The sequence below is a fragment of the Arthrobacter sp. LFS091 genome, from assembly GCF_047977885.1.
In the GTDB taxonomy this organism is placed as follows: domain Bacteria; phylum Actinomycetota; class Actinomycetes; order Actinomycetales; family Micrococcaceae; genus Arthrobacter.
Genome location: NZ_JBFPFP010000008.1, coordinates 35477 through 58128, shown reverse-complemented (window position 1 = coordinate 58128; position 22652 = coordinate 35477). Strand labels below are relative to the sequence as shown.

Sequence of the window (22652 nt, the reverse complement as noted above, 5' to 3'; positions counted from 1 at the left end):
TGTGTGGGGGGTGACGGGAATTACGAAACCAGCAGTATCTGAATCGGAATTACGAGACTGCCGTACTTCAAATGGCGGGAAGGTTAACTGTTTGGGATGGCGTGCGAAGTCCGCCCTGTGTCCCCATTTCGTGACCCGAGGCAACCATGGAGCAGACTTGGGTAGGTGACCGCCAACAACCCCCGCCCCGGATTAGCTATTGCTGCGTTGAGCCTGGGGACGGCGCTGAACCCGCTGAACTCATCCATGATCGCCGTTGCGTTGGTGGTGCTGCGGGAGCATTTCTCGCTGGACGTCGCCACGGTCACCTGGGTGATCACGTCGTTCTACCTCGCATCCGCCGCCGGGCAGCCGTTGATGGGCAGGCTCGCGGACCGCTTCGGCCCCCGCCGACTGTTCATGTTCGGCATGGCTTTGGTCGCAGTCACCTGCGCGATCGCCCCGTTCCTGCCCAACTTCGCGCTCGTCTGCGTGGCCCGCGCACTGATGGCTGTCGGGACCGCGACGGCGTACCCGTCCGCCGTCGTGATGGTCACCGAGCTGAGCCGGCTGGCTAAGCTGCCGCCCACGCGGCCGTTGGGCCGGATCCAGATGGCCAACACCTCTGCCGCTGCTGTCGGACCAGTAGTGGGTGGACTGCTGGTGAGCCTTGTTGGGTGGCAGGCGCTGTTCGCGATCAACGTGCCTATCGCTTTGCTGGCCATGATCGTGGTTCGGCAGACGGCGCCCGCGGACGCTCATCGCGAGACCGGTTCCTTGGGGACGCTGCTCCGCGATTCCGACATCCCCGGCATCTTGGCCTTCGTCACCTCGCTCATGCTTGCGATGATGGCGCTCTTGAACGTCATGCCGGGCTACCGCTGGCACCTCCTGGCCGCAGCTACCGTGATCGGGGCGCTCTTCGCCTGGCGTGAGCTGCGCTTCCGTCCGCCATTCCTGGATCTGCGTTTGCTGGGGCGGAACCGTCCGCTGTTGCTGGTTTACTTGCTGTTTATCGTCTTCAGCGGCGTCTACTATTTCGCGTTCTTCGGCCTTCCGCAGTTGCTGCAGGAAGCTGGCCATTACGACGCCGGCGTAGTAGGCCTGCTGATGCTGCCCCTTGCGGCGTTGTCGGTTGTGGTGACGCCGCTGACGGTGCGGTTCATCGAGCGGTACGGTGTCCGGCCTGTATTGATCACCGGCGTTCTGATTCTTACTGCTGCGGCAGGAACGTTGGGCGCGTTGACGTTGACGCTGTGGGCGCCGCTGGTGTTCGTGCTGACCGCGTTGATGGGTGTTCCATATGGGATGGTCAGCACAGCATCCAATCAGGGTCTCTACGTTTCCGCCCGGCCCGAAGAGCGCGGAGTGGCCGCCGGGATTTTCCAGACCTGCCGCTACCTTGGCGCGATCACGGCGACAGTGTTGATCGGCGTGTTCTACGGCCCTGGAGTGAACCAGGCCAATTGGGGACTGATGGTCTTGGTGATGCTGGGGCTCAGTGCCGTGGTGCTGGTGCTCGCAGTGATGTGGCGGAAGCCCTCGACGTAACGCTTCAGGCTGGCCATTTCGATGTTTCGCTGCGTATTCGACGTTTCCTACCGTCTTATACGCAGCGAGTCGTCTAAACGGGGCTCAGCAGTCCCACCGGCGCCGTCTCCCGGGGTAGCGTGCGGGCGTCTCCGACGGGGGAGGTCCGCAGCCTCCCTTGCTTAAATTACTGAGTGAACTCATAATTGAGTTAAGTCAGAAATCAAACACGGGAGACCCCTTATGAAAGCCTTCGTCCTCAACCAGTACAAGGAACCACTGCAGCAGGTTGACGTACCCGAGCCGGTGCTCGGCGACCACGATGTGCTGGTGGAGGTTCACGCGGCCGGCCTGAACCAGCTGGACGAGAAAATCCGGCAAGGGGAGTTCAAGCAGATCCTCCCGTACAAACTGCCGCAGGTTCTTGGTCACGACGTCGCTGGCGTGGTCCTGCAGGTGGGGCCAAAGGTGCGGTCCTTCACGCCCGGCGACGAGGTCTTCGCTCGCGCAGGGGACCACCGGATCGGCACGTTCGCGGAGCGCATCGCGGTGGCCGAAGAAGACCTGGCCATCAAGCCGGCCACCATCAGCATGGAAGAAGCGGGCTCGCTTCCGCTGGTGGCCTTGACCGCGTGGCAGGCGCTGGTGGAGCGCGGAAACGTTGGCCCTGGGCAGAAGGTGTTCATCCATGCCGGTGCCGGGGGAGTAGGCTCAATCGCCATCCAGCTGGCCAAGTACTTGGACGCAACCGTAGCGACGACGGTCAGCGCCGGGAACAAAGACTTTGTCCGTGAGCTGGGCGCTGATGTAGTGATTGACTACCGCGCCGAGGACTTCGTGGAGATCCTTCATGACTACGACCTGGTTCTGGACAGCCTCGGCGGCGAGAACCTGGAACGGTCCCTGAAGGTCTTGAAAAAGGGTGGCAAAGCCATCGGCATCGCGGGCCCGCCCGACGCAGACTTTGCCCGGCAGCTGGGCGGAAACCCTGTGCTGCTGGGTGCAACGACCCTGCTGAGCTCGGGTATCCGCCGCAAGGCCCGCCGCCTGGGCGTTAGCTACCAGTTCCTTTTCATGCGTGCCGACGGAGACCAGCTTCGCCGCATTGCGGGACTTATCGATGCGGGGGAGATCAAGCCGGTCCTTGGCCGAGTAGTGCCGTTCGATCAGACGGCCGATGTCCTTGCTGCCATGGAAAAGGGCGGCGTCCGCGGCAAGACCGTTGTCAGCCACCTTTAGCCAAAAACCTTTAGCCAGCAACAACCACAGGACAGGACGAACATCATGAGCAGTGAACAACAGTCATATTTGCAAGTACCCGCTAAGACCGTGACGGCAGGCGGAGTCACGTACGCGTACCGGGAGATGGGGCCCAAGGGTGGGGTTCCGGTGGTCTTCCTGATTCACCTCGCCGGGACCATGGACAACTGGGATCCGCGCATCATCGACCCCATCGCCGCGAAGCACCACGTCATCACCTTCAGCAACCGAGGAGTAGGCGCGACCACTGGCACCGTTCCGGACAGCATCGAGAGCATGGCCGACGACGCCGCCACCTTCATCCAAGCTCTCGGATATCAGCAGGTGGATCTCTTCGGCTTCTCACTCGGGGGCATGATCGCGCAGTCGTTGGTGCTCAAGCACCCCGGTTTGGTGCGCAAGCTGGTTCTCGCCGGTACCGGCCCTGCCGGTGGAGAAGGCATTCAGAAGATTATGGGAACCACGTACTACGACGTTCTCCGGGGCAGCCTCACCCGGCAGGATCCCAAGGAGTTCCTGTTCTTCAACAGGAATGCCACCGGTAAGCCTGCCGCCCGGGCCTTCATTAACCGACTCAAGGAACGCACCACCAATCGCGAGGCACCCATCAAGCTCAGCGCTTTCCAGACGCAACTGAAAGCCATCCGCCGGTGGGGACTGTCGCCGTCGGCCGATCTGGGCGTCATCACCCAGCCGACCCTGATCGCCAACGGAGACAACGACCGCATGGTGCCCTCGGTGCTTTCAAGCGACATGCACCGCCGGATTCCGGGCAGCGAACTGGTCATCTACCCTGATTCCGGACACGGCGGCATCTTCCAGTTCCATGACAGGTTCGTCCCTGTAGCCCTCGAGTTCTTGGGCCGCTGATACGGTAGCTGAATGCAGCCTGCGCCCCAGACCCTTGGCCGACGTGAGCGGAACAAGCAGGAAAAGCTTGACCGCATCACCGCGGCCGCCCGAGAGCTTTTCACCCAGTACGGAGTGGATGAGGTCACCACCCAGCAAGTGGCTGAAAAGGCCGACGTCGGATCGGGAACCTTGTTCTTGTATGCGAAAACCAAGGCGGAGCTGCTGCTTCTGGTGCACAACGTGAAATACGCTGAGGCGCTGGACGTGGGAATCGAAGCGGCCGCCGCCGAAGCCGAGGTCCTGGACGCGGTGATGGCCATCGTCAACCCGATCATCACCTGCAACCGGGTCCAGATTGAGAACGGCAGAACCTATCTGAAGGAGATCGTCTTTGGTGATCCGGCTGAGCCGCACCACGCAGAGGCGCTGGCCCTCACCCAACGGACGGAAGCCGCCGTCGTCGATGTCCTTAACCGTGACACAAAGCTTGCGGCGCGGGGAGCTGAAAAGCTGGCCGGAATCATCTCCGCGATCATGTTCATCAGCATGACGTCGGCAGCCAACCTGGGCCTGAACGATGCCCAGGTTGGCGACGATATCCGTGCCCAGGTCAGCGTACTGCTGGGCGGCTAGCTTTAGCGGTTGAGGAACGCCTCGTGCTGGCGGTGCGCCTCGGCCACTTGCTCGCGGATCTTCTCCACGTCCTTGGCCTTGTTGCGGTACTTGAGTGGCATCTGCACGATCTGCGCTTCCTCAGCGGTCAGGGCGCGGTAGATGCGCTCTCGTTCGTTGGCATCGGCGGTGTAGTCCAGGTCCAGGTAGTCGACGGCGTGACGCCGGGCGTTGTTGATGGCCGTCTGGGCCTTGCCCGCCGGGCTGATCAGTGAGAGCACCACGGTGATGACCAGGACACCGATGATCACACTCAGCGAGAGGCCGGTGGTGATTTCGACGACGTTGACGTGCTCGCCGTCGTTGATGAACGGCAGGTTGTTCTCGTGCAGTGCGTGCAGGATCAGCTTGACGCCGATGAACGCCAGGATCGCTGCGAGGCCGTAGGAGAGGTAGATGAGGCGGTCCAGCAGCCCGTCGATCAGGAAGTAGAGCTGGCGCAGGCCCATCAGGGAGAACGCGGTGGCGGTGAACACGACGAAGACGTTCTGGGTCAGGCCGAAGATGGCTGGGATGGAGTCGAGCGCGAAAAGGATGTCCGTGCCGCCGATAGCGACCATCACCAAGAGCATCGGCGTGAGGGCACGCTTGCCGTTGACCATGGTGAAGAGCTTGTCGCCGTCGTACTTATCCGTGGTGTGGAAGAGCTTCTTGGCCACGCGGATGATGAAGTTGTTAGCCTGATCGTCCCCGTGGTCGCCGGGCTTGAGCAGGTTGCCTGCCGTGAGGAGCAGGATCAGGCCGAAGATGTAGAACACCCAAGCGAACGAGTTGATCAGCGCGGCGCCCAGGAAAATGAAGCCGGTGCGTGCAATCAGCGAGAAGACGATGCCGAAGAGCAGGACCTTCTGCTGATCCTCACGCGGCACCCGGAAACTGGCCATGATGATCAGGAACACGAATAGGTTGTCGACCGAGAGGGCCTTCTCCGTGATGTAGCCGGCGAAGTACTCGGACCCCATCTGGCCGCCACCGAAGATCAGCACCAGGATGCCAAAAACGATCGCGAGGCCCACATAGATGGAGGACCAGATGGCCGCTTCCTTCAGCGATGGGACGTGGGCCTTGCGGATGTGGAAGAAGTAGTCGAAGGCCAAGAGCGCCAGAATGACGACGATGGTGATGCCCCAGATAAGGGGAGAGACGGTCATGTGATCCTGCTTTCGTGAGGCGCGCGAATGGTGTTGCTCACCGAGGGTCAAACTCGTGGAATCAAATTTACCGGGTCTGGTGGGGCGGGTGTTAACGGTGATCACTGGAAAGTATTTGACAACATGGAAAGTACTTTCCTACTGTCGAGACATCAGATTCGAATCCTTGGGGGAAGCATGAATGAGACCACCGGCAGCCCATCCGCTGCAGAAGCACGTGAACTGCTGGCCAAGGCAGAGGCCATCGGCGCCGCCTCAACCAACGCCGCCGCTTGGCCGGTTGCTGTCACCTTCACCAGCCTCGCGATCATAGGGTCGCTGCTCATGATCGGCATGCACATAGTGCTCGTCACCGGCTACGGCGCTGCGTTGCTGGCCTGTTCCGTTGGTGCATGGGCCGCAGTGACGGCCAGTATTTGGCCCATGTTCCAGCGTTCCACGAAGGCTGGGTACACCAAGCGCTTCCTGACATCGCTGTTGGCGTATTTCGCCCTGTATGTGGTGGCCTTGGCGGCAGGAGCCATCCTGTTCCGGGACGGAAACCTATGGTTCTACCTCCCGGCGGGCGTCGCGCTTGGTGTGGTGGGCCTGGCCGCGGCCTTCCGGGAGCTGCGCGCATGAGCATCCCTGCGGAACACCCGCGCCACAAGCTCAACGAACTCGTCCACTCGCCGGTCCGCTTCTCGATCATGGCCGCGCTCGCCAAAGCCGAGTCGCTTGACTTCAAGGATTTGCGGGACGCCATCCAGGTCAGCGACTCCGTACTGAGCAAGCAACTTGCCATCCTGGAGAAGGCCGGGTTCGTGAAGATCAAGAAGGGCTTCGCCGGGAAAATGCCTCGGACGTCGGCGAGCCTGACGGCTGCCGGCCGCGAGGTGTGGGCCGGTCATCTGCAGACGTTGCGGGAGATCGCGGGCGGTTGATCGGGTCTCCTAATCCGCCCGGATTTGGAACCACTCGTCCTGGTTATCCGGCCGGTGCCAGAACTGCCGTGGCTGCTCGGATTCGCGGGCCGCGTGAGTGAGCCAGATTGTGCTGCCCGGGTCCCAACCCGCGATCACTGTTGCGGTGTCCGGGCCAACGGGGAGCGCGCGACCTGCCGCGTTGAGGTAGCCCGCGACGGTGAGGTGCACGGCGTCCCATTCCGAGGCGGCCTGCTCCCAGTCAGGGATGAGCCAGCGCCCGTGGCGACCGGTAGAGCGGAACCAGTCATGGCGGCGGGATGCAGTGACCTCCAGTGGGTAGGTCCGGCAAAGATCGGTCCAATCCGTGGCCGTGCGTATCTCCAGAATCCGGCCGGCGGCGCTCACAGGGATGGTGGTCGCATTTTCCCACCCGAGGGAATCCTCCACGAGGCTGAGCCCTTCGGGGATGAGCGGGACAGTTTGCACTAGCCCATGGGGGATGGACCACCACTCTCCGCCCACCTGGGCCCTGATGTCTGCAGGGCGTTCCCACGCAGCCCGGGCCTCATCGGCGCGCTCCTTACGGCCCCATTTGGACAGGATTTGCTGGGGATTTCGAGGGAGTGGAGCTGGGTCGTTTGCGGAACGCCAGTCGATCGCCCACTGCCCCGGCCGGAAGCCGTCCCACCACCATTGCGACGCGGGCGATTCCAAAACCCCCGCTGCGATGTGTGCCAACGCAGCAGTCACCGCATCCGTGGCGGCGAGAGCGTCCTCACCGTCGGGTTCCTGCCAATACCTGGCGGTGTCCACGCTTCGCTGCAGGGCGTATGGCACCAAGGAATTCACGGTTTCCAAGTCCAATGCGTTGATGCGGTCAATCAGCTCGGCGACGGTCGGGGCAGCTGGAACTGACTCGGGCTCCTTCGAGGAGCTGAGCGTGTACATGGCCCTCGACCTACCGGCCGCGGGATCGAGGTTGTAGCTGAGGTGGCGTGCGGCCCAGAGGATTTCCTCGTCGGCTTCCATGGCAAGCTCCAGGCACAGTCGTCTTCCGCGGGGACCTGCAAGCAAGGACTCGGCATCGGGCAACATCAGCCCATCCTGCCATGCCCGTGCGGCGCACGCCGTTGGTGCTGGATCTACGTCCGGAACCGTGCAGGAAAGTACGACGACGGCACTCGCCTTGGGTGCCGATGCTAGCTGGCGTTGACCAGGACCTGGTCGATGCGGGTGAGGAGGCCAGGCCAACCGTTGCCCATGCCCTCGATGGCCTGGCGTCCCATGGGCGAGTCCAAATTAAAGCCGGCGTGTTCGAAGTAGAGGGTGGTCCCGGCGTCGACCGTTTCCAGTTTCCACGTGATGGTGGTGTCCAAGGTTCCTTCGGCGAAGCTGAAGCTGATGGACGTGCCGGGCTCGACCGTGAGGACTTCGCAGGGCTGCTGGCCCCAGCCGCCCATGTCCATGGTGAATCGGTGGCCGACCACGGGTGCGATGTCGCCGGGTGCCCACCAGCGGGCGAGGAGGTCGGGCTTTGTCAGGGCTGCCCACACGGCGTCCTGGGGGTGTGGGAAAGTGCGTTCGAGGCGGATCGCGTTCTCAGTCATCGGTGTTTTCCTCATCCAGTAGATCGGCCAGGGCGTCGAGCCGCTGGTTCCAATATTGCTCATAGTGCTTCAGCCAGCCGCTGACTTCCTGCAGCCCGGCGGCTTGGAGATGGTAGATCCTGTGCCTGCCTTGCCGTTCCTCCCGGATCAGGCCGGCTTCCTTGAGGACGCTGAGGTGTTCCGACGCCGAGGAGCGGCTGAGTTCCAGCTTGCCGGTGAGTTCGCCCGCAGTCAGGGGGCCTCCGAGGAGGCTCTCGAGGATGGTGCGCCGCGAAGAGTTCGCGAGGGCTCCGAAGACGTCGATGGGCACCGCTCGATCATATGTCGGAAATTTCCGACAGGACAAGTTCGGGGCTGATTGGTGGCACCTAGAGGGTCTGCTATGCCACTCATTTTTGGGCCTTTTAGCACCTATTTTGGCTGGCCCGCCACCTAGTTCGGTGCTTTTGGGCACCTAGCCGATGGTTCCCGGCGCAGGCTGTGCGGGTCAAGCAAGATCGTTCTTCACTAGGAGCAATAATGATCCGGAGGTACATCAGCAAGATAGCAATCGTCCTGGCCGTAACGGCACCCTTAGAGCTGGGCGTTGGGTGGTGCCGTCGTCGGGTGGGCGCTCGCGGGAACGTTGTCGAGTGTTGGGCTGACGCTCATGGGCTTCGCCGGTTGGTAGCGTGCCGTGATGATTGAGGGCAGCCCGACGAAAAGGATTCCGTCGCTGCAGGTGGTGTCGTTCTTCGTAATGGCCGTAGTCTTCGCAACCTGGCATCCGTTTGTTTGGTGGCGGGCCGCGGGAGCGGTTCTTATGTTGGGGTTCGGTTGCTACGGCGTTTATGCGTTGCGGTGGAGCAAACGACCTGAGTCCAGTGCGGAGCCTCGAGGCACTGAGTGACTCGGGCTTTGATGATGGCCTGAGGACTGACGTCTGCGGGCCATCTCTTGTTAGCGGGTGTTTTGATCCGGGCGAAAGCGATTCTGAAAGTCAGCGTCTCCGGAGCCGGCTACGAAACCGAAGTCGTAGCTTCCATGGTCGGGCACGGTCTCACGGTCCAGCTTCATCGCGGTGGAGGGAGTGAAGAAGCTCTTGGCGATACCGCTTTCGGTTTCGAAAGTGAAGGATCCAAAAATCGTCGGGTCCATGCGATGCCGGAGCAGGAGTGTCGTGTCCAAGCCACGAACTTCGGAGGCGACCGGGTGATAGTCGTCCAAGTGCCTGCCCCAGATGGGCAGAGACAGCGGAAAGGAAGGTTGAACGGCTTCGGGAAAAGCAAACGGAATGCGCTCAATGGAAAGGCCGTAGGGATCATCCACGCCGTCGGTCTGGATGATCAGTCGTCGGGGGTCGAACGTGCGCGTAGGTCCGTCCGGCAACTCCGTCGCGGACCACGTAAAGGCCCTGGGTGCACAGAGACGGCGTAACTCAACTTATGGTTGAGGCCTTGGCAGAATACGGTACCGTCATAGGCGCTCGCTTGCCCTCCGCCCAAGGCTTTTCCGATTGCTCTGGCCAGGTTTTCGGAGGAAGAGTCCACGCCTCATCCTCGCACGGCCCACTTAGGTGGGTTCGCCGTCGTCGTTTGTTAGAAGGAACTTGCGGGTGAGATTCGCGAGCTAGGTCTGCTCAGTTTTGGAGAGCCCCTCCCGCATCTTCTGCTGATTCGCCCCGTGATGCGCCAGGACCTCGTCCACCAAGGCGAGTCCCTCGGGGGTGAGTCTAATGAGGAGTTGCCGACGGTTCTCGGGGTTGGCCTCGCGATGAACCAGGCCGCGGGACACGCGCCGATCCACGTTTCTGGTCAGCAAACAAGTCTGAAGCGGCGGCGAACCTTACAGAAACAGGAGGGGTGTCTCACAAAACCGGCTCTTGATTCAAACGGACTACTGTCATGTGGGCATGAGATCGGTCAAATCTTGTAAGAGTGAACACCCTGTTACTAGGTAATGCCGCATGCTTCTTCAGGGTCGGGTGTTGCCGAAAATAGGTTCGCGCCTGCTCCCGCGCCTGCCTGTGCGAAGAACATTAAGGATTCGCTGGCGCAGTGCCAGTCGCTGCGCCTTTGACCGGGTTGGGCTGACAAGGTCATGATCGATCTTTGCCCTGGACAGGAAGCACAGGTGCCAACGAGACCGGATCGTCAGAAACGGCAAGTCGCCACCGGCCGCCGTCAATCTCAGCTCCGGTGCCCAGCTCCCCAGCTTCCATTGGGGCTAAACGGTGACTCACGAAGGTTCCCACTCGTGGGGAGGGCAGCCCAAGCGAAGCAGCAATCTCAGGTTGGGGCCGGTAGTGCCCGAGAATGACGATTCCTTCTCTTCTAAGATGTTTTCGAGCATCACGGATTCGCTTCGAAGAATCGATCTGCTGAGCGACAGTCTCCACAGCGGAGTGGTGGACCAGCTCACCTTGTATTTGGCGAAACAGCGCGTTTACAGCTGCCTGGCCCGAGGATTGGCCTACTGCGGCCATCGCGGATTCGGGATGTTTGATGAGTACGTTGGTCGGGAGGGCGCAACCGTCGAAAACCCAGAGGATCTGGTCTATCGCAATCTGAGTGAAGCGGGGGCGTCCACGGTCCACCGATGAGACTCCCCGCGAGTCAGGGCCCGGCCGGAAAATCCCGAGGCTATATCGTGAGGTTTCCTCGTTAGCCCATATCACCAAGTAGGGTATTTCGCGTTCTCCGGGCACGGGACGGTCAAGCGTCCAGCCGTCGATCCGCTCACTCCATGTACTCGCTATGTCGTACCCACCGATTTGTACCGAGGTCGAGATGCCGTCGTCGAGACCGAGCACCCTTTGTAGCCAGACCTCGATGAGTGCCCCGATTTGCGCTGTTTCTGCTTTTGCCAGCTGGGTTAAGTCCCACCGGCCCGTCCGTCGACCGTCGTAGGCCTGGTCCAGAGCGTTTCGGATGGCATTCCCGCAAAGAGCGCCACTGGGGTCAGCTGCTTGAATCAAGCCCTTCATGTGGTGGATCTGAGGGTCTTGGGCGGGAGCGGGTGGAACAGCTGTAGTCCTGCGGGGCCGTGACTTCAGAGCCGGTTCGGGTCGCTTGTCTGGGTCCGGCGGACACGGGCGGGCGCGTCCTGTCCTCTTGGAACCCTCGCTGTCTCTCGCATTTCGTTGTTTTGCCGCCCACTGACGCGGTGGGTCGAAAAGAGTAATCGGGTCGACGGAGACATTAGCATTCATTGTTCATGAGTTTACGTCTACTTGAAACTCACACCATGGAAGCCGTGGCGAGGTGGATTGAGTTTGTAGCGTTGTACGCGAACGCACGCCTGCTCCGAGGCTCATTCCCCCACCCTCTCTGAAGTTCACCCCTCGATGCTCGCGCGGGCATCCATCAAAATGGACCGGAAGAAACCCGGCACAGAGTTGTCGCCCACGAGGAGCTTTCGGTCAAGATAGATGTTGTTTCGCTCGCAGGAGGTTTCGGAGATCAGGCTGCATGCGTGACATGCGGCCAGGTTGAGGCTGTTCATACCTTGTCCCCGACTCTCTGCGCACACAGGATTGTTGGAGCACCGGTCAGCGTCCTCGACCGCGCCCAGGAGGAGTCGGGAGAAATGCCGGGCCTCACCCAGACGGACCAGTCCACCCAAGGTGCCTTGGGCATCCCCGCTGCTGGTGTAGATCAATAGACCCCCCTGGGGGTCTGGTCCGTCGTTTGAGGCATATATCCGTTCGGAGAGGGACGACGCTGAATACCCGCTCTGGAATTCCAATCTGCGCATCAACAGGTGTGCCAAGGTGTGCAGGAGCACATAGCGGGGGTGGAGATCGGCGATGACGCCTCTTCGGTTCGCTAGCTTCACTCCTCGATCGATCCAATGCTGAGTTCGTCGCTGTACCGCCGGATTCTCCTCCCACGCGCAGAGCGCCTGCTCGTTGAATCGGACAAAGATGCCTTCCCCGAACTGCTCAATCGCCGGGTACCACTTGAGGCCATCTATGCTTCCTAGGTCCACCCGGGTGAAGCCCTCCTGCTCGTAGCGGCGAAAACCCCGAAGGGCTCGCACTTCCCGAAGCCGGCGCACCAGACCGACGTCCGCAACCAATGCGGCCAAGGATGCTAGGGCGCCTGGATCTTGGGGGTAGTCAGAAGGATGTACGTCGAAATCGGGGTTCGTCACTTCTGTGTCTCCGGCCAGGACCCGGTCGAACGCTGCCCATTCTCCTGAGTGCAAGTTGCTCTGCAGCTGTGTGGTGTCGGTCGCGGGGTCTGTCGCCAACAAGTGACGGACCAGGTTCTCCGGGGCTCCGGTCTGGGCGGCGACGACTGGGACTGCGTGGTCCAGCAATGGTCCCGCGTGTTGTCCGAAGACGGCCTTGAACATGTCATTATGGAGGATTTTGTCCCGCAGGGCTACCGTCGCCGATTCCAGCTCTGGGATGTCGATCGCCGAAGCCGTCTCTGCTTGGTAGACGCTGGTGGAGCCTCGTTGGACAACTCGCAGTTCCTCTTGGCATTGCTTGGGTGTGTCTTGAGGCTCCCACGGCTGCAAGCCCCAGCACTTGTATCCCTCTTCGAACAACGACGTGTTGCGTCCTAGCGAGCCCAGGTGCCTCGAGGCGTCACAGGAGCGGCACAAGACCCTCAACGAACGCAGGCCTTCTCCTGATCCTGGGGTCGTTCGCAGTTCCAGATGCTCAGAATCTTTGCACTGGCGTTGGTTGTCGTTCGATGACTCAAAGTGGGACCATCGTCGCCAGTCGAGGTCCTGAATGTGGCCTCCAGCCTTGCAGACGGCGACGAAACGCATTGGGACCATCGGTCCTGCACATCTGGAGCAGCAATTGGCACTAGCTCCGTTCTTGTGATGGATCCGGTTTGACATCAGGCTGCAGTCCTGACAAAAGCGCCATTTCGGGAAACGACGGTAAGGCAAGGCGAAGTTAGGATTGCTACTGTATTCTCCCGCGGTCGGGGGTCGGCGCAGCTGCAGGACTCCCAGCGCCCGTTCCAAAGGTGGGCAGGATAGGGGCTCGCATGTCTTTTCGTTCCACGTCCCCGTGTCCATGCCGATAAATGATTCGCTTTTGATGTCAACGATGGCGCCGACTCCAAATGGGTAAATTGTCTCCTGCAGTCTGAGCTGACGCATCCCAGGAATCTTGTCCTGCTCTGCTTTGGCCTTAAAGCTCATGACTTCTCCCCGATGATCTTCATGTTGATATTCGAATCGACGCTTCGCATGGAATTCATCACGGCCCAGCCCTCTCGATCCTCGTCAAATTTACGCATTAGGGCAGGCTTTTCGTACTTCCCTCGTGAGGGCTGATATAGCAGTGCCGACTCCCCGGTGTCTGGGTCCGGCGAGGTGCGGATGCGCCACTGGTCGATCAGCCGGTCAAGATGCTCCTCCGTGGCCTGGTACTCGTCTGGGTCCGAACGTTGCACGACGTCCAGGATGGTCTCACGGACGTTTCGCACAACGTTGGAATCGGCCCGGAAAAGTACCGCCTGAGAGTCGTCTCGCCATGGGCTCAGGTGCCGGACCATGGTCACCAGGACTGCTGCCAACGACCGGTGTCTAGAAGCCGCGGACCAAGGTGTGACACTTGTGGGCTCAACGCTGCGGTAGAGCGACTGGTGGTAGCCGAGGAATGATTCGTAGTGGGAACGATCTCTAGGGCGAGAGGCTCGGTACATCGTGACGATGATGCCTGGGACGTCACCTCGTCCGACCCGACTGGTGGCCTGGATGTACTCCGAGGTGGTCTTTGGTTGACCGTTCATCAGCATCAGGGCTAGCCGGGGGACATCGATTCCCACCGACAGCATGTTCGTGCAGGCGACCACGTCCACGGCATCGCCTTTGTCGAGACCACGTTCCAGCCGCTGCAGGGCTTTCGGAAGATCCTGAGCATCCACGCGGCTAGTCAGCTCCACCATTCCGTCTCCGCGGATTTGGCGTGTCCTGCCTTCCACGCCACGCCTTGTGGCCAGCAGACTGTTAACGTCGTCGCGTACCAGGGTTACGGTGCGGCCCAGTTCGCGCAGGCTGTTGTGATAGGCCACCGCCGTCCAGTAAGCATCGACTCCTTTGAGATCATCTCGTCCCCGCGCGGCCCGCCATGGCGCTTCGAGCATGGCCCCCATGGCACGCACCACAGAGGTGGATTGGGTGAACGCCTGAGGCATGAGCCCAATGTAGGTTCTGCCTGGGGCATTGGGATCCTGTGTTGGACGGGCGAAGTAGCTGTCCTCCTCGTTGAGCCCCGACGGCGGAAACAGTTGGACATTCCGGGCCATGAGACCTTTTACCTGGTCCTCAGCCGAGCGGATCGTCGCGGTGGACGCGACGATCTTGGGGTGTCCTCCTACCTCCCCTATGATGCCCAGGATGGCGGCGTCGTAGATTGCGACCGTGGTGCCCAGGGGGCCAGACAACAGATGCATCTCGTCCTGGAGGATCAGCGATGGTGGTTCGTTCGCCGTAGGGCCCGCACCAAGCAGGACCCCTGCCTCCTGCTTGAAGGGCAGCCGTGCGAACTTGTCTACGGTCGCCAACAAGATAGTGGGTGGGTATTTGTAGATCCTCTCGTCGACAACCTCTACCGGAAGCCTGTCGTGGAAATGACAGGAACGATCCGGGCAGCGGAGCCAAATGTCTCCGGCCGAATGCACGGCTCCGTAGTCCCGGGCTTGATCGGATCTGGTTTCTGGCATCATTCGGTGTCCGCACCAAGGGCACTCGGTTAGTTGGAAGGGATTGTCGGGAATTTCCCGTCTCCTGGTGAGCTCCAAGCGTTTTATGGCTTCTTCCTGCGTCCCAGGAGTTGTCGCGTTACCAACCCAGAGCCCAATGGTGAACGGAGCCATGCCCTTCGCGAGTGAGTCTCTCGCTCGAAGACGTTCCATGGCACAAACAAGGGTCGCTGCCCTTTGGAACTGCTGTGTCGTCAACAGCCGCAGGGTATAGCGGGTGATTACAGCAGTACCGCCGCCCCTAATCCCTTGCTCGAGCCGGCGCCGAAATATCTCGAACGCTGCCAGCCCGAGGTATGCCTCTGTCTTGCCTCCACCAGTAGGGAACCAGATCAGATCTACGAGGTCGCGGTCCGGGTGGTTGGTGTCCGCGGTGCTGGTGAGGGCGACGAGAATGAATCCCAACTGGAACGGCCGCCAAGTCGGTGCGCGTTTTGGCTTATTTCTTTCGGACCCAGAGGCTTTTGTGTGATCTGAGTGGAGCATCTGCTCATGCATGGCGGACATAGCCAGGCGGAAGGCATCCCTGGCGCTTGAGGAGCTCTCAAGTAGATTGACTCCTTCGTGCATACGCTCGACGGCGCCGCGTTGTCGTTCGGTGATCCTTCCTGCTGCCTCCCGATGGCGCTCGCTGAGTCCTTGTGCCTCGTTTTGCTGTTCTTGGGTCCAGGATCGATAGTCGTCGACGAACGTTCGGAGCTCGGCGAGAATGTCAGCAGTGTTGTCCTGAATTCGGGCAAGACGGTCCAACCGTAGAATGGCGTCGTCACTTGTCTTGGCCTGGATGGGTGGCACAGTAAAGTGAGGCAAAGGGGCCAGAGACACCGAGGAACACCCGCCGGCCCCATCATGCTCCCAGCGAACAGATGTCCCATGGCCCACTGCGAAGACCTTGCGGTGTCGGTAACGCACCGCGAGTTCTTCCTGCTCCGGATCCAGTCGGAGGTCCTCTACCGTCATGTAGGGAAGGATCCGACCTGCGATCGACCGAACCGTCATGCCCACTTGGTAAAGGCAGTCCTCGGTGCGTAACTGCCCTTCTCCGTCCTCATTTTTAGGGGCTACACGGGTGTTTCTGATGGCAATGGTGATTAGCCAACTGTTCGGGCCGAAGGAACGCCGCCGTACGTCCAGTACTACGCGCCCATCGCCGGGGGCCACCGTGTCGGCTCCTGGGCCGCATAGGATGTGGGAGAATTGGTGGCCCTGACGCCGCCAAGCGATCTGGGTGTCAGTCTTCTCCTCGCTGTACGTGGCGTAACTGAGGTCAACGTCCACTCCCTCACCGTCGTGGATGAACGACAGGGCGCTGGAGGAGGGCTGATACGCGTTGGCCATGTCGATAGCTGGCTCTGCGGTACCGTCGATCTCTTCCTGGCTGGTGTGCTCTTCGGTCGAGAGGTCTGGTTCGTCGTCTTCTACCCCGACCCCCACCGGGTAGAGGACTCCGACGAGGTATGTCGCGTTGGGTCGATTCCTGAGCAATTCCTCTGGTCCCTCGATTGGGCCCAAGTATTGCTGCTCGAGGTGCTCGACTACGCGTTGTTGGCGTTGGACGGCTTCATTCATTGTTTGTAGCAGCCTTCCCTGTCTGGCTCTGTATGTACTGCAGCGCGTTTCGTCCCATGACCTGGTAGGCCTCAGGAGAGCATATGACGTAGAGCGAGTAACGAGGCCGAGTCATCGCGACGTAGGATCCGGCTCGACCGACGGCGGTGGCAAGGTCGGTGACGTCAACGACGATCACGTGCTCCCGCTCAAGACCTTTAATGTTCGCCGCCGTGACGACCTCGTATGATTCGTTCGCCATGACGTAGTTCGACTGGGGTTGGCCTGGGGCGGCAAGAATTGACGCCTCGGGATTGGCGGCGGCACTGATAATTGTGATCTTCTTCCGACTGACGCCCTGATCCCGAAGGGTTGTGAGGCGTCCCTCCAGACGACGGCGGGCTTCTTCCGGAGTGCGGGCCTGCACGATTGAGGCATCGGGCCCTTCGCCGATGCGTGGGCTGCCTAGGTCCGCTCCAAGATGGGACTGCACGGCGGTCACTACCGTGCGGGCGTTTCTGACGTTTTTCGTCAGGTCGACGATAGTAGCACTAGAGTGAACCTCTTGGTAAACGATCTCGTCGAATACCCCGCTCAGATGAGTCTGGTTGTTGGGATCTAGGAAAATCCACCACTTTCCGTTCTGCAAACCACCGCGGACGGACTCCGACAGCCGGCTCATATCCTCCAGATTCAGCAGGTCCTGTGCCTCGTCGACGACGAGCACATCGAAGACGGGTTCGTCGGGAATCGAATCAAAGGGCATCAAGTGTACCGGGCTGTCGATCAACAATTCCGACGCGACCCTCAATACACCGGGAGAGCTGCAGACGAATGCTACGGAACTGCCGACGGTGGCGGCGCGGCGCGCCGCTTCGATCGCTACGACGGTCTTTCCCGTTCCTGCCCCGCCCAAGACCAGGACTCGTGGATTGCGCTCGAAGGCCCTCATCGCGTCTACCTGTTGATCGGTCATAGTTACGATGTTCTGGTCGATAAGCATCTCGGTGTCTGGCAGTGTCCGCATAGCGTCCACCTCGCGACGCAGGTAGGTGAGGACAGTGGAGAGACTGGCCGCCGGACGAATACCGTGGCTACGGGAGTAGACGGAGTCGCCCGGTGGTGTACGAGCTAGCCGAGCCAACGCGTCTAGACTCCGCTCCAACCCCTCGGGAGTCATCCGGTTCAGACCAATATGTTGCTGGGGAATCCATTCCACGTCCCCGGCCAGATTTTGGTCAGGGGTCACCACGGCGTAAGCGAAGGGCCAACCGTCCTCGCCGGTTTGTCTGGTGAGGATGTCCAGTAATGCGAATGAAGCATCCTTGGCCTGCGTCCACGGGCTGCGCCGCAGAGGGTGTTGGATACCTTGCCGATCCATGGAGAACCAGATGCCGTCCTCGGTTCGACCGATCCTCCCTCCTTTAACCTCAAGAACCAGGATCGCCCCCTTCCACAGGACGACGAAGTCCGCTTCACCCATCACCTGTTTGCGGTGCCGAGGGAGGTGGACCGAATGGTAGGCGACACCTTCATCGGAACGGACGGCGGTGAGGAGTTCGGCAATCTTTCGCTCTGCATGACTGTGGGCGTCGATGTAGTCCGCCGGTGGGATTAGCCTCACGAGCCCGCAACCCCCCAATACTGGGTGAACCCTCGGTACGCCAGATCGACGTCAACGTTCTCGATCGTGTCCTCGAGGTTCACTACCAAACACCGCTCCGAACCACGGTTCTTGGGTCCTCGCAGTCCACGCCCGACCATCTGCACATACTGGCTTTCGCTCATCGTCGGCCGGGCAACGTAGAGGGCACGGATCTGGGGCGCATCGAACCCTTGAGTCAACAGATCGCAGTTCACCAGGACCTGGAGGGAGCCGCGTTTGAAGTCGGAGATCAATTTTGATCGTTCTCCCCGCGAACTCCGCCCACTTACTGAGGCGGCTTTTAGGCCCTCACCCTTTAGGATCGTCGCCAGCACCTGAGCCGAAAGCACTGAAGGCATGAAGACCAGAACCTTCCATTCCTCAGGCAAGGCCAAGATGTGATTGACGATGCCCTTTGTACGCTCTTGGTCACCACCCACGCGATCCAATGTGTCCTGTGACAAGTTGTTGAATCCGATTTCCGACTGATCGATGGTCAGATGTGTACCGGGAAGGACCTGATGATCGATACGAGCTAGTACCTCGCGATCCTGTAGCTCCTTGATGGGGTCCGGGCCTAACGTCTGTACAAGATTGTTCCCGAACCGCTTCGCCAACAAACTCGTCGCCTCAGGATTCCTTCCGCGGTAAGGAGTAGCAGAAAGGCCGATCAAAGGGCGTTCTCGGTTCCCAAGGTCGACGCCGAGACGCTGGAAGATCCGCCTGTAGGTCTTGTTGTCCGCCGCCCGATGGGCCTCGTCGACGATCACGGCGACGGGCGCATAGATCCAATCGTACGAATCATCATCGATATGCTCGTAGAGCATCGCGTCAGTCGCCACAACCACACTCAAGTCCAACTCAGGTGCCTGGGGTCGATGCGTACCAAAAAACCGGTTGATACTCAAAGATCTCTCGTCGGAGAACTCCCGCCACACCTCACTCCACGTGGTGATCGCCTGTTCGCACAACTCTTCGGACTGCGCGATCCACAAGACTGGGCCCGAGGCAGCGAAATCGTTGCTCAAAAACGCCATGACCAACGACTCCACAGCGACGCGGGTTTTTCCGGCACCGGTCGGCAACTCTAAAAGAGCCTTGTCAGCATTCCCGGGATTGGAACGAAGGCAGAACCGTAGTGCCCTAAGCGCTTCCTGCTGATAGTCGTGTAGTGCCCCGAGACCAGGTTTACCCATGACTATCTCGGCTGGCGGCCGTATAGGCTTGGATGTCCCGGCGAATTCGGGTGTGAAACCCAACTCCGTGACGAACCTACGGGCAGGCCCAAGGCCACCCCACTTGTCGGGAGGCGTCAAGCCCAGACCTCTGAGCTCATCCGCAAGATGATTCAAGCTGTCAGTGCCATAAGAATCTAGGAACAACCTTGCCATGTCCTCGTCACGTATTACGGTGCCCATAGCTCGAAGGGTTCCGGTTAGGCCGCGAGGAAGCTTAGCTTCGAGCTGATCCGGTGACGCCAACACCCTCAATCGTTCTTCATTGGACGAAGCTGCAAGGCACCGTTGTCTCACCTCATTAGCATCTGCCCTGAAGAGAGCCTGGACCGCATCATCAATATCCGCGGCATTCAATCTCAAACCGACCTCCTGATTGATCCAGGCAAGCAGGTTCTGGGCGCCCCCCCGAGCAGAAGGATCACTTGTTACATAGACGGTCCCATCGTGGAAGGCACGCTTTAGCGTTTGCTCCTGGGTACCGGTCGGAGTCAACTGACGTGCCACGATCTCGGAGCATTCGGTGATGGTAATCCTCCGGTCTTTCCGGTCAAGCAGACTTGATATGGTCGGGATGCAGTCAATGAGCAGCACCGGTTCAGAAGGCTGCTGCGGAATCAACTCGAATCGTATTGCGCTTGCGGCATCCTGGAAGTCCGCGTGCTCGAAGAGGATGCTGCGGAGGGCGTCGCTCTCGACGAGGAGATAAGGATTCATCGATCTTTTCAGAACTTCGACCTGCTCCTCCTGCGAAGCGATGAAGATCTGCCCAGCTGGGACTAGGGCGATCTTCGAATTGATCACAGCTGGTATCTCGCCGGTCCAGTATTGTTCTTCGCCAATTTGTGGCAGAGCCTTGCACAGAAATTTCGTGAGGGAGGTAGTCACCGCAGCAGTGGCTTGTATGCCCTGGCCTGCTCTCATACCCTCGAGGAGAATGTCGGTGTCTATCTCCTCGAGCGACTCAGGCAGCGGCAGTATACCGAAGTGCGAATCGCTCGGTAGGGGTACCCAAGGAAAATACTGTTCCAGGAGAGGAGACACCAAGCGCGAGGCCGGAAGGATTACCCCCAAGGATGTTTTTGCGACCCCCCACGTCATCACGGCCCAAAGATGAGGAGCGGGTACCGGATGAGTCTCAGCTCCATCCGGGCTGTGTAGATTCCATTCACGGGCAGTATGGGATTTGAGTAGAGCCGCAGACAACTGGAGTAGGTCGTCGATTGGTTGCGGATTCAACTGGGACAAATCACGGAGGAGGCCGATTGGTCCGCCTCCTCGTTCTTCCGCAAAGTACCAGTCTTCCGGGGGTGACTCCCTATCTTCGGTTCCCGCTGTCTTGGCTAGTTCGACTGCCCAGGCGCGATATTCTGAAAAAGCTGATTCTTCAATAACCGGGTATCGGGCTGAAAATCCGGTAATGACGCCGAGGGCCTCAATCAATTCCCTGGTGAGAAAGTTCGGCGCCAAAACACGATCCGGCCAGGGAAGATGGGTGGGTGGGTTCTGGAGGTCGAACACCTCTTCAGAATCGCGCCACGTCGACCCCTTGGTGCTGACCTTGACGACATTTCCCTCGCTTCGCCAGTCCTTGAGTATTAGAAGTAACCGACGCGGTTCCAGGTTAAGAGCTTCGTCCCAAAGGTCCTCCCACTGGCGATCCGTGGAATCGGGCCCCATAGTCGACAGCAAAGAAGTAAATATGACATCGGCATCCAGCGTCTTGAACCCAAATTTCCCAAGAACCCTGCGGCAAGACATGTTACTTGCAACGTCGTCTGCTACGAGCTCATAGCCGTCAAGTTCAAGACCGCCCTCGGGAGGCAGGTGGACCTTTGAGCACTCGTTGAGGGCGACACGGCGGCCTTTGTTTGTGGGGACAATACGTGCCGAGGACAAGCTTGCGCGGGCCGACTCAGGTTCAATGCTGGGTATCATCTCCAGCGCAGCCTGTGAATAACTCACATCATCCACATCTCCCAGCATGCTCAACCAGGCCGCGGGATTAACCTCGTTCTGCGACGGGGGCAAATCTCGTTGCAGCAGCGCTCTTGCGTCAGCGAATGCTCTCCGGTGAATCTCTCGTAGGCGAACTCTGATGGTTCCGCTTCTGTCGTCTTCGTAGCACGACACGTGTGGTACGTGCTCCGGTGTGTGTGGAGCAGCTGCCCACGTTGCCATGGCACTGGCAGGTAGGACAGCGCCGTAGTGAAGAGCGATAATTTCAGTTCCGTGCCGTAACCGACCGGTGGTATCGGGAATCAATGCCGCTTCCGCGGCCTTGCGATGGATGTGTGAGATCAGAGCCTTGTCAGCTGGGGAGTGGAACTCCTGCGGTCGGCTAGGGAGATACCTGAGATGCCGTGCAGGCTGCTCGCGGGTTCGAAGGTTCGGCAAGGAATCAACGAACAGTTGCGCCAAAGTGTCGAAGATCTCGACGTTGTACTTCTTATCACTCAGAATGTGACTACGGTCCTCACTCAGCGCCCAAGGTGCGTTGAATATACCTACTGCGGACGTCCGGTCGGATAGCGGAAAGTTAGCCCAGAATTCGCCTTCTTTTCCCGGACGGTCCAAAGGCATTGCACAGGTGACGAGGATCGACTTCCGAGCTATGGCAGCGTCTACGTCTTGACGTGCCGCTAGTGACGGGTGGTGTTCACGCTTGAAGATCGCCCACTTTTGGCTGTCCAGCCGTGGCCCTTGCAATTCATAGGACGATGGTCCTATTGGTTGGCATGTGTGCTCGATCTCGCGCTCGGTGCCGTTGCGCCGTACGCTTATGGACAATTTCTCTACGTGCGGAGTGAATATCAGGAACTGGGTCTGGAAGCCCAGCAACTGTTCCTCCAGCTCCACGTGCTGTTGAAGCGGAAGTCGCACGACCGTGCTGGCCCATTCCGTCAATTCTTTCAATGTGGCATCTTCTTTGATTGCCTCCATCGCATTCAATGCCGTGGGGAGGCGTAGTAACGGGAGTTCGTTCTCGCGCGCACCAACCGAAGTCAGGATTGCTCGAGCTTCTGGTGCGCCAAAGTGGAAGCTGATGGAACGGCTAAAAACCTGCGGATTGTCGGTCACTGCAAGGACTGACTTGAACCCCAGACCATACCGACCGATCTCCTCGCCTCTTTTGTCGCTGAGGTAGGCATGGGTAATCGCGTCGATTCCCGCTTGGTTGAACTCCTGGCCGTCATTTGCGCAGTAAAGGTACCGATCGGTGAGAATAAGCCTAATCTTTCCAGGTCGTCCAGACCTGAAAATTGCATCGGCTGCGTTCTGAACCAGTTCGGTCACTTGACGTCTTGAATAGCCGCTGGTGCGGAACGAGTTCTCCTGGCCAGCGTGCTCATCGAGCAGTTTCGGATCCTCCCGGTAGATCCGGGGGACCACCGCCTGCCATCGCTCGAGAAAGTCCAGGAGCACTTGGTTCGGCGCGCTCCAAAAAAAGTCCTGTGTCATGCTGTTCCCTTTTCCCCATTCCGACTCCTCGATCCTAATGAGGACGAGGGTACTTTAGGCACACAGCCACATATAGACGCGCCGTGTGTGTCG

17 protein-coding genes are annotated in these 22652 nt (G+C 59.9%); 6 read left to right on the top strand and 11 right to left on the bottom strand.

The features are described 5' to 3' along the window. Window positions 1-165 precede the first annotated feature (165 nt). The 4 genes from ACNQOP_RS15790 to ACNQOP_RS15775 all read left to right on the top strand — a co-directional run bounded on the left by ACNQOP_RS15790 (window position 166) and on the right by ACNQOP_RS15775 (window position 4254). On the top strand, window positions 166-1530 hold the full coding sequence (locus tag ACNQOP_RS15790) for an MFS transporter (RefSeq protein WP_416405059.1): 1365 nt from the start codon (window positions 166-168) through the stop codon (window positions 1528-1530). Window positions 1531-1752: 222 nt separating this feature from the next. Then, on the top strand, window positions 1753-2748 hold the full coding sequence (locus ACNQOP_RS15785) for an NADP-dependent oxidoreductase (protein ID WP_416405058.1): 996 nt from the start codon (window positions 1753-1755) through the stop codon (window positions 2746-2748). Window positions 2749-2793: 45 nt separating this feature from the next. Next, window positions 2794-3639 carry an alpha/beta fold hydrolase gene (locus ACNQOP_RS15780; RefSeq protein WP_416405057.1) on the top strand — a complete coding sequence of 282 codons (846 nt, stop codon included), beginning with the start codon at window positions 2794-2796 and terminating at the stop codon, window positions 3637-3639. A gap of 12 nt (window positions 3640-3651) precedes the next feature. Then, window positions 3652-4254, top strand: a complete 603-nt coding sequence (locus ACNQOP_RS15775; RefSeq protein WP_416405056.1) for a TetR/AcrR family transcriptional regulator — start codon at window positions 3652-3654, stop codon at window positions 4252-4254. A 2-nt stretch (window positions 4255-4256) separates the two neighbouring features. On the opposite strand, the gene ACNQOP_RS15770 is transcribed toward ACNQOP_RS15775, so the two are convergent. Continuing rightward, window positions 4257-5444 (bottom strand): TerC/Alx family metal homeostasis membrane protein, encoded by a 1188-nt coding sequence (locus ACNQOP_RS15770; RefSeq protein WP_416405055.1) that lies wholly within the window; start codon window positions 5442-5444, stop codon window positions 4257-4259. Window positions 5445-5621: 177 nt separating this feature from the next. On the opposite strand from ACNQOP_RS15770, the gene ACNQOP_RS15765 reads away from it, so the two are divergent. Together ACNQOP_RS15765 and ACNQOP_RS15760 are read left to right on the top strand one after the other, a co-directional pair. Further along, entirely contained in the window at window positions 5622-6065 is a 444-nt protein-coding gene (locus tag ACNQOP_RS15765; protein WP_416405054.1) for a hypothetical protein, read from the top strand. Next, window positions 6062-6367 carry a winged helix-turn-helix domain-containing protein gene (locus ACNQOP_RS15760; RefSeq protein WP_416405053.1) on the top strand — a complete coding sequence of 102 codons (306 nt, stop codon included), beginning with the start codon at window positions 6062-6064 and terminating at the stop codon, window positions 6365-6367. Before ACNQOP_RS15765 ends, ACNQOP_RS15760 begins: the two co-directional genes overlap by 4 nt. A 9-nt stretch (window positions 6368-6376) precedes the next feature. Here ACNQOP_RS15760 and ACNQOP_RS15755 read toward each other — a convergent pair whose 3' ends face one another. The 10 genes from ACNQOP_RS15755 to ACNQOP_RS15710 all read right to left on the bottom strand — a co-directional run bounded on the left by ACNQOP_RS15755 (window position 6377) and on the right by ACNQOP_RS15710 (window position 22559). Then, window positions 6377-7444 carry a hypothetical protein gene (locus ACNQOP_RS15755; protein WP_416405052.1) on the bottom strand — a complete coding sequence of 356 codons (1068 nt, stop codon included), beginning with the start codon at window positions 7442-7444 and terminating at the stop codon, window positions 6377-6379. A gap of 104 nt (window positions 7445-7548) precedes the next feature. Then, a complete protein-coding gene (locus ACNQOP_RS15750) occupies window positions 7549-7956 on the bottom strand; it encodes an SRPBCC family protein (RefSeq protein WP_416405051.1) in 408 nt (135 codons plus the stop codon). Next, entirely contained in the window at window positions 7949-8266 is a 318-nt protein-coding gene (locus ACNQOP_RS15745) for an ArsR/SmtB family transcription factor (RefSeq protein ID WP_416405050.1), read from the bottom strand. Before ACNQOP_RS15745 ends, ACNQOP_RS15750 begins: the two co-directional genes overlap by 8 nt. Window positions 8267-8895: 629 nt before the next feature. Beyond that, window positions 8896-9324: a hypothetical protein gene (locus tag ACNQOP_RS15740; RefSeq protein ID WP_416405049.1), complete on the bottom strand. Its 429-nt coding sequence runs from the start codon at window positions 9322-9324 to the stop codon at window positions 8896-8898. Between the two features lie 240 nt (window positions 9325-9564). Then, the gene (locus ACNQOP_RS15735; RefSeq protein ID WP_416405048.1) at window positions 9565-9729 is read right to left on the bottom strand and encodes a MarR family winged helix-turn-helix transcriptional regulator; all 165 of its coding nucleotides are present in this window, start codon (window positions 9727-9729) and stop codon (window positions 9565-9567) included. A 304-nt stretch (window positions 9730-10033) separates the two neighbouring features. Then, window positions 10034-10921 carry a NaeI family type II restriction endonuclease gene (locus ACNQOP_RS15730; RefSeq protein WP_416405047.1) on the bottom strand — a complete coding sequence of 296 codons (888 nt, stop codon included), beginning with the start codon at window positions 10919-10921 and terminating at the stop codon, window positions 10034-10036. Between the two features lie 350 nt (window positions 10922-11271). After that, window positions 11272-13062 carry a DrmB family protein gene (gene drmB / locus ACNQOP_RS15725; RefSeq protein WP_416405231.1) on the bottom strand — a complete coding sequence of 597 codons (1791 nt, stop codon included), beginning with the start codon at window positions 13060-13062 and terminating at the stop codon, window positions 11272-11274. A 38-nt stretch (window positions 13063-13100) separates the two neighbouring features. Continuing rightward, window positions 13101-16238, bottom strand: a complete 3138-nt coding sequence (locus ACNQOP_RS15720) for a helicase-related protein (protein ID WP_416405046.1) — start codon at window positions 16236-16238, stop codon at window positions 13101-13103. Continuing rightward, window positions 16231-17841 carry an NERD domain-containing protein gene (locus ACNQOP_RS15715; protein WP_416405045.1) on the bottom strand — a complete coding sequence of 537 codons (1611 nt, stop codon included), beginning with the start codon at window positions 17839-17841 and terminating at the stop codon, window positions 16231-16233. The genes ACNQOP_RS15720 and ACNQOP_RS15715 overlap by 8 nt, the downstream gene beginning before the upstream one ends. Further along, window positions 17838-22559 carry a sacsin N-terminal ATP-binding-like domain-containing protein gene (locus ACNQOP_RS15710; RefSeq protein ID WP_416405044.1) on the bottom strand — a complete coding sequence of 1574 codons (4722 nt, stop codon included), beginning with the start codon at window positions 22557-22559 and terminating at the stop codon, window positions 17838-17840. The genes ACNQOP_RS15715 and ACNQOP_RS15710 overlap by 4 nt, the downstream gene beginning before the upstream one ends. Window positions 22560-22652: the final 93 nt, after the last annotated feature.

What these genes read in the sequence shown, in the direction of transcription:
- ACNQOP_RS15785 (WP_416405058.1), top strand. Translation starts at nt 1,753, where the DNA reads ATGAAAGCCTTCGTCCTCAACCAGTACAAGGAACCACTGCAGCAGGTT.
- ACNQOP_RS15780 (WP_416405057.1), top strand. Translation starts at nt 2,794, where the DNA reads ATGAGCAGTGAACAACAGTCATATTTGCAAGTACCCGCTAAGACCGTG.
- ACNQOP_RS15775 (WP_416405056.1), top strand. Translation starts at nt 3,652, where the DNA reads ATGCAGCCTGCGCCCCAGACCCTTGGCCGACGTGAGCGGAACAAGCAG.
- ACNQOP_RS15770 (WP_416405055.1), bottom strand. Translation starts at nt 5,444, where the DNA reads ATGACCGTCTCTCCCCTTATCTGGGGCATCACCATCGTCGTCATTCTG.
- ACNQOP_RS15765 (WP_416405054.1), top strand. Translation starts at nt 5,622, where the DNA reads ATGAATGAGACCACCGGCAGCCCATCCGCTGCAGAAGCACGTGAACTG.
- ACNQOP_RS15760 (WP_416405053.1), top strand. Translation starts at nt 6,062, where the DNA reads ATGAGCATCCCTGCGGAACACCCGCGCCACAAGCTCAACGAACTCGTC.
- ACNQOP_RS15755 (WP_416405052.1), bottom strand. Translation starts at nt 7,444, where the DNA reads ATGTTGCCCGATGCCGAGTCCTTGCTTGCAGGTCCCCGCGGAAGACGA.
- ACNQOP_RS15750 (WP_416405051.1), bottom strand. Translation starts at nt 7,956, where the DNA reads ATGACTGAGAACGCGATCCGCCTCGAACGCACTTTCCCACACCCCCAG.
- ACNQOP_RS15730 (WP_416405047.1), bottom strand. Translation starts at nt 10,921, where the DNA reads ATGAAGGGCTTGATTCAAGCAGCTGACCCCAGTGGCGCTCTTTGCGGG.
- drmB (WP_416405231.1), bottom strand. Translation starts at nt 13,062, where the DNA reads ATGCGTCAGCTCAGACTGCAGGAGACAATTTACCCATTTGGAGTCGGC.
- ACNQOP_RS15720 (WP_416405046.1), bottom strand. Translation starts at nt 16,238, where the DNA reads ATGAATGAAGCCGTCCAACGCCAACAACGCGTAGTCGAGCACCTCGAG.
- ACNQOP_RS15710 (WP_416405044.1), bottom strand. Translation starts at nt 22,559, where the DNA reads ATGACACAGGACTTTTTTTGGAGCGCGCCGAACCAAGTGCTCCTGGAC.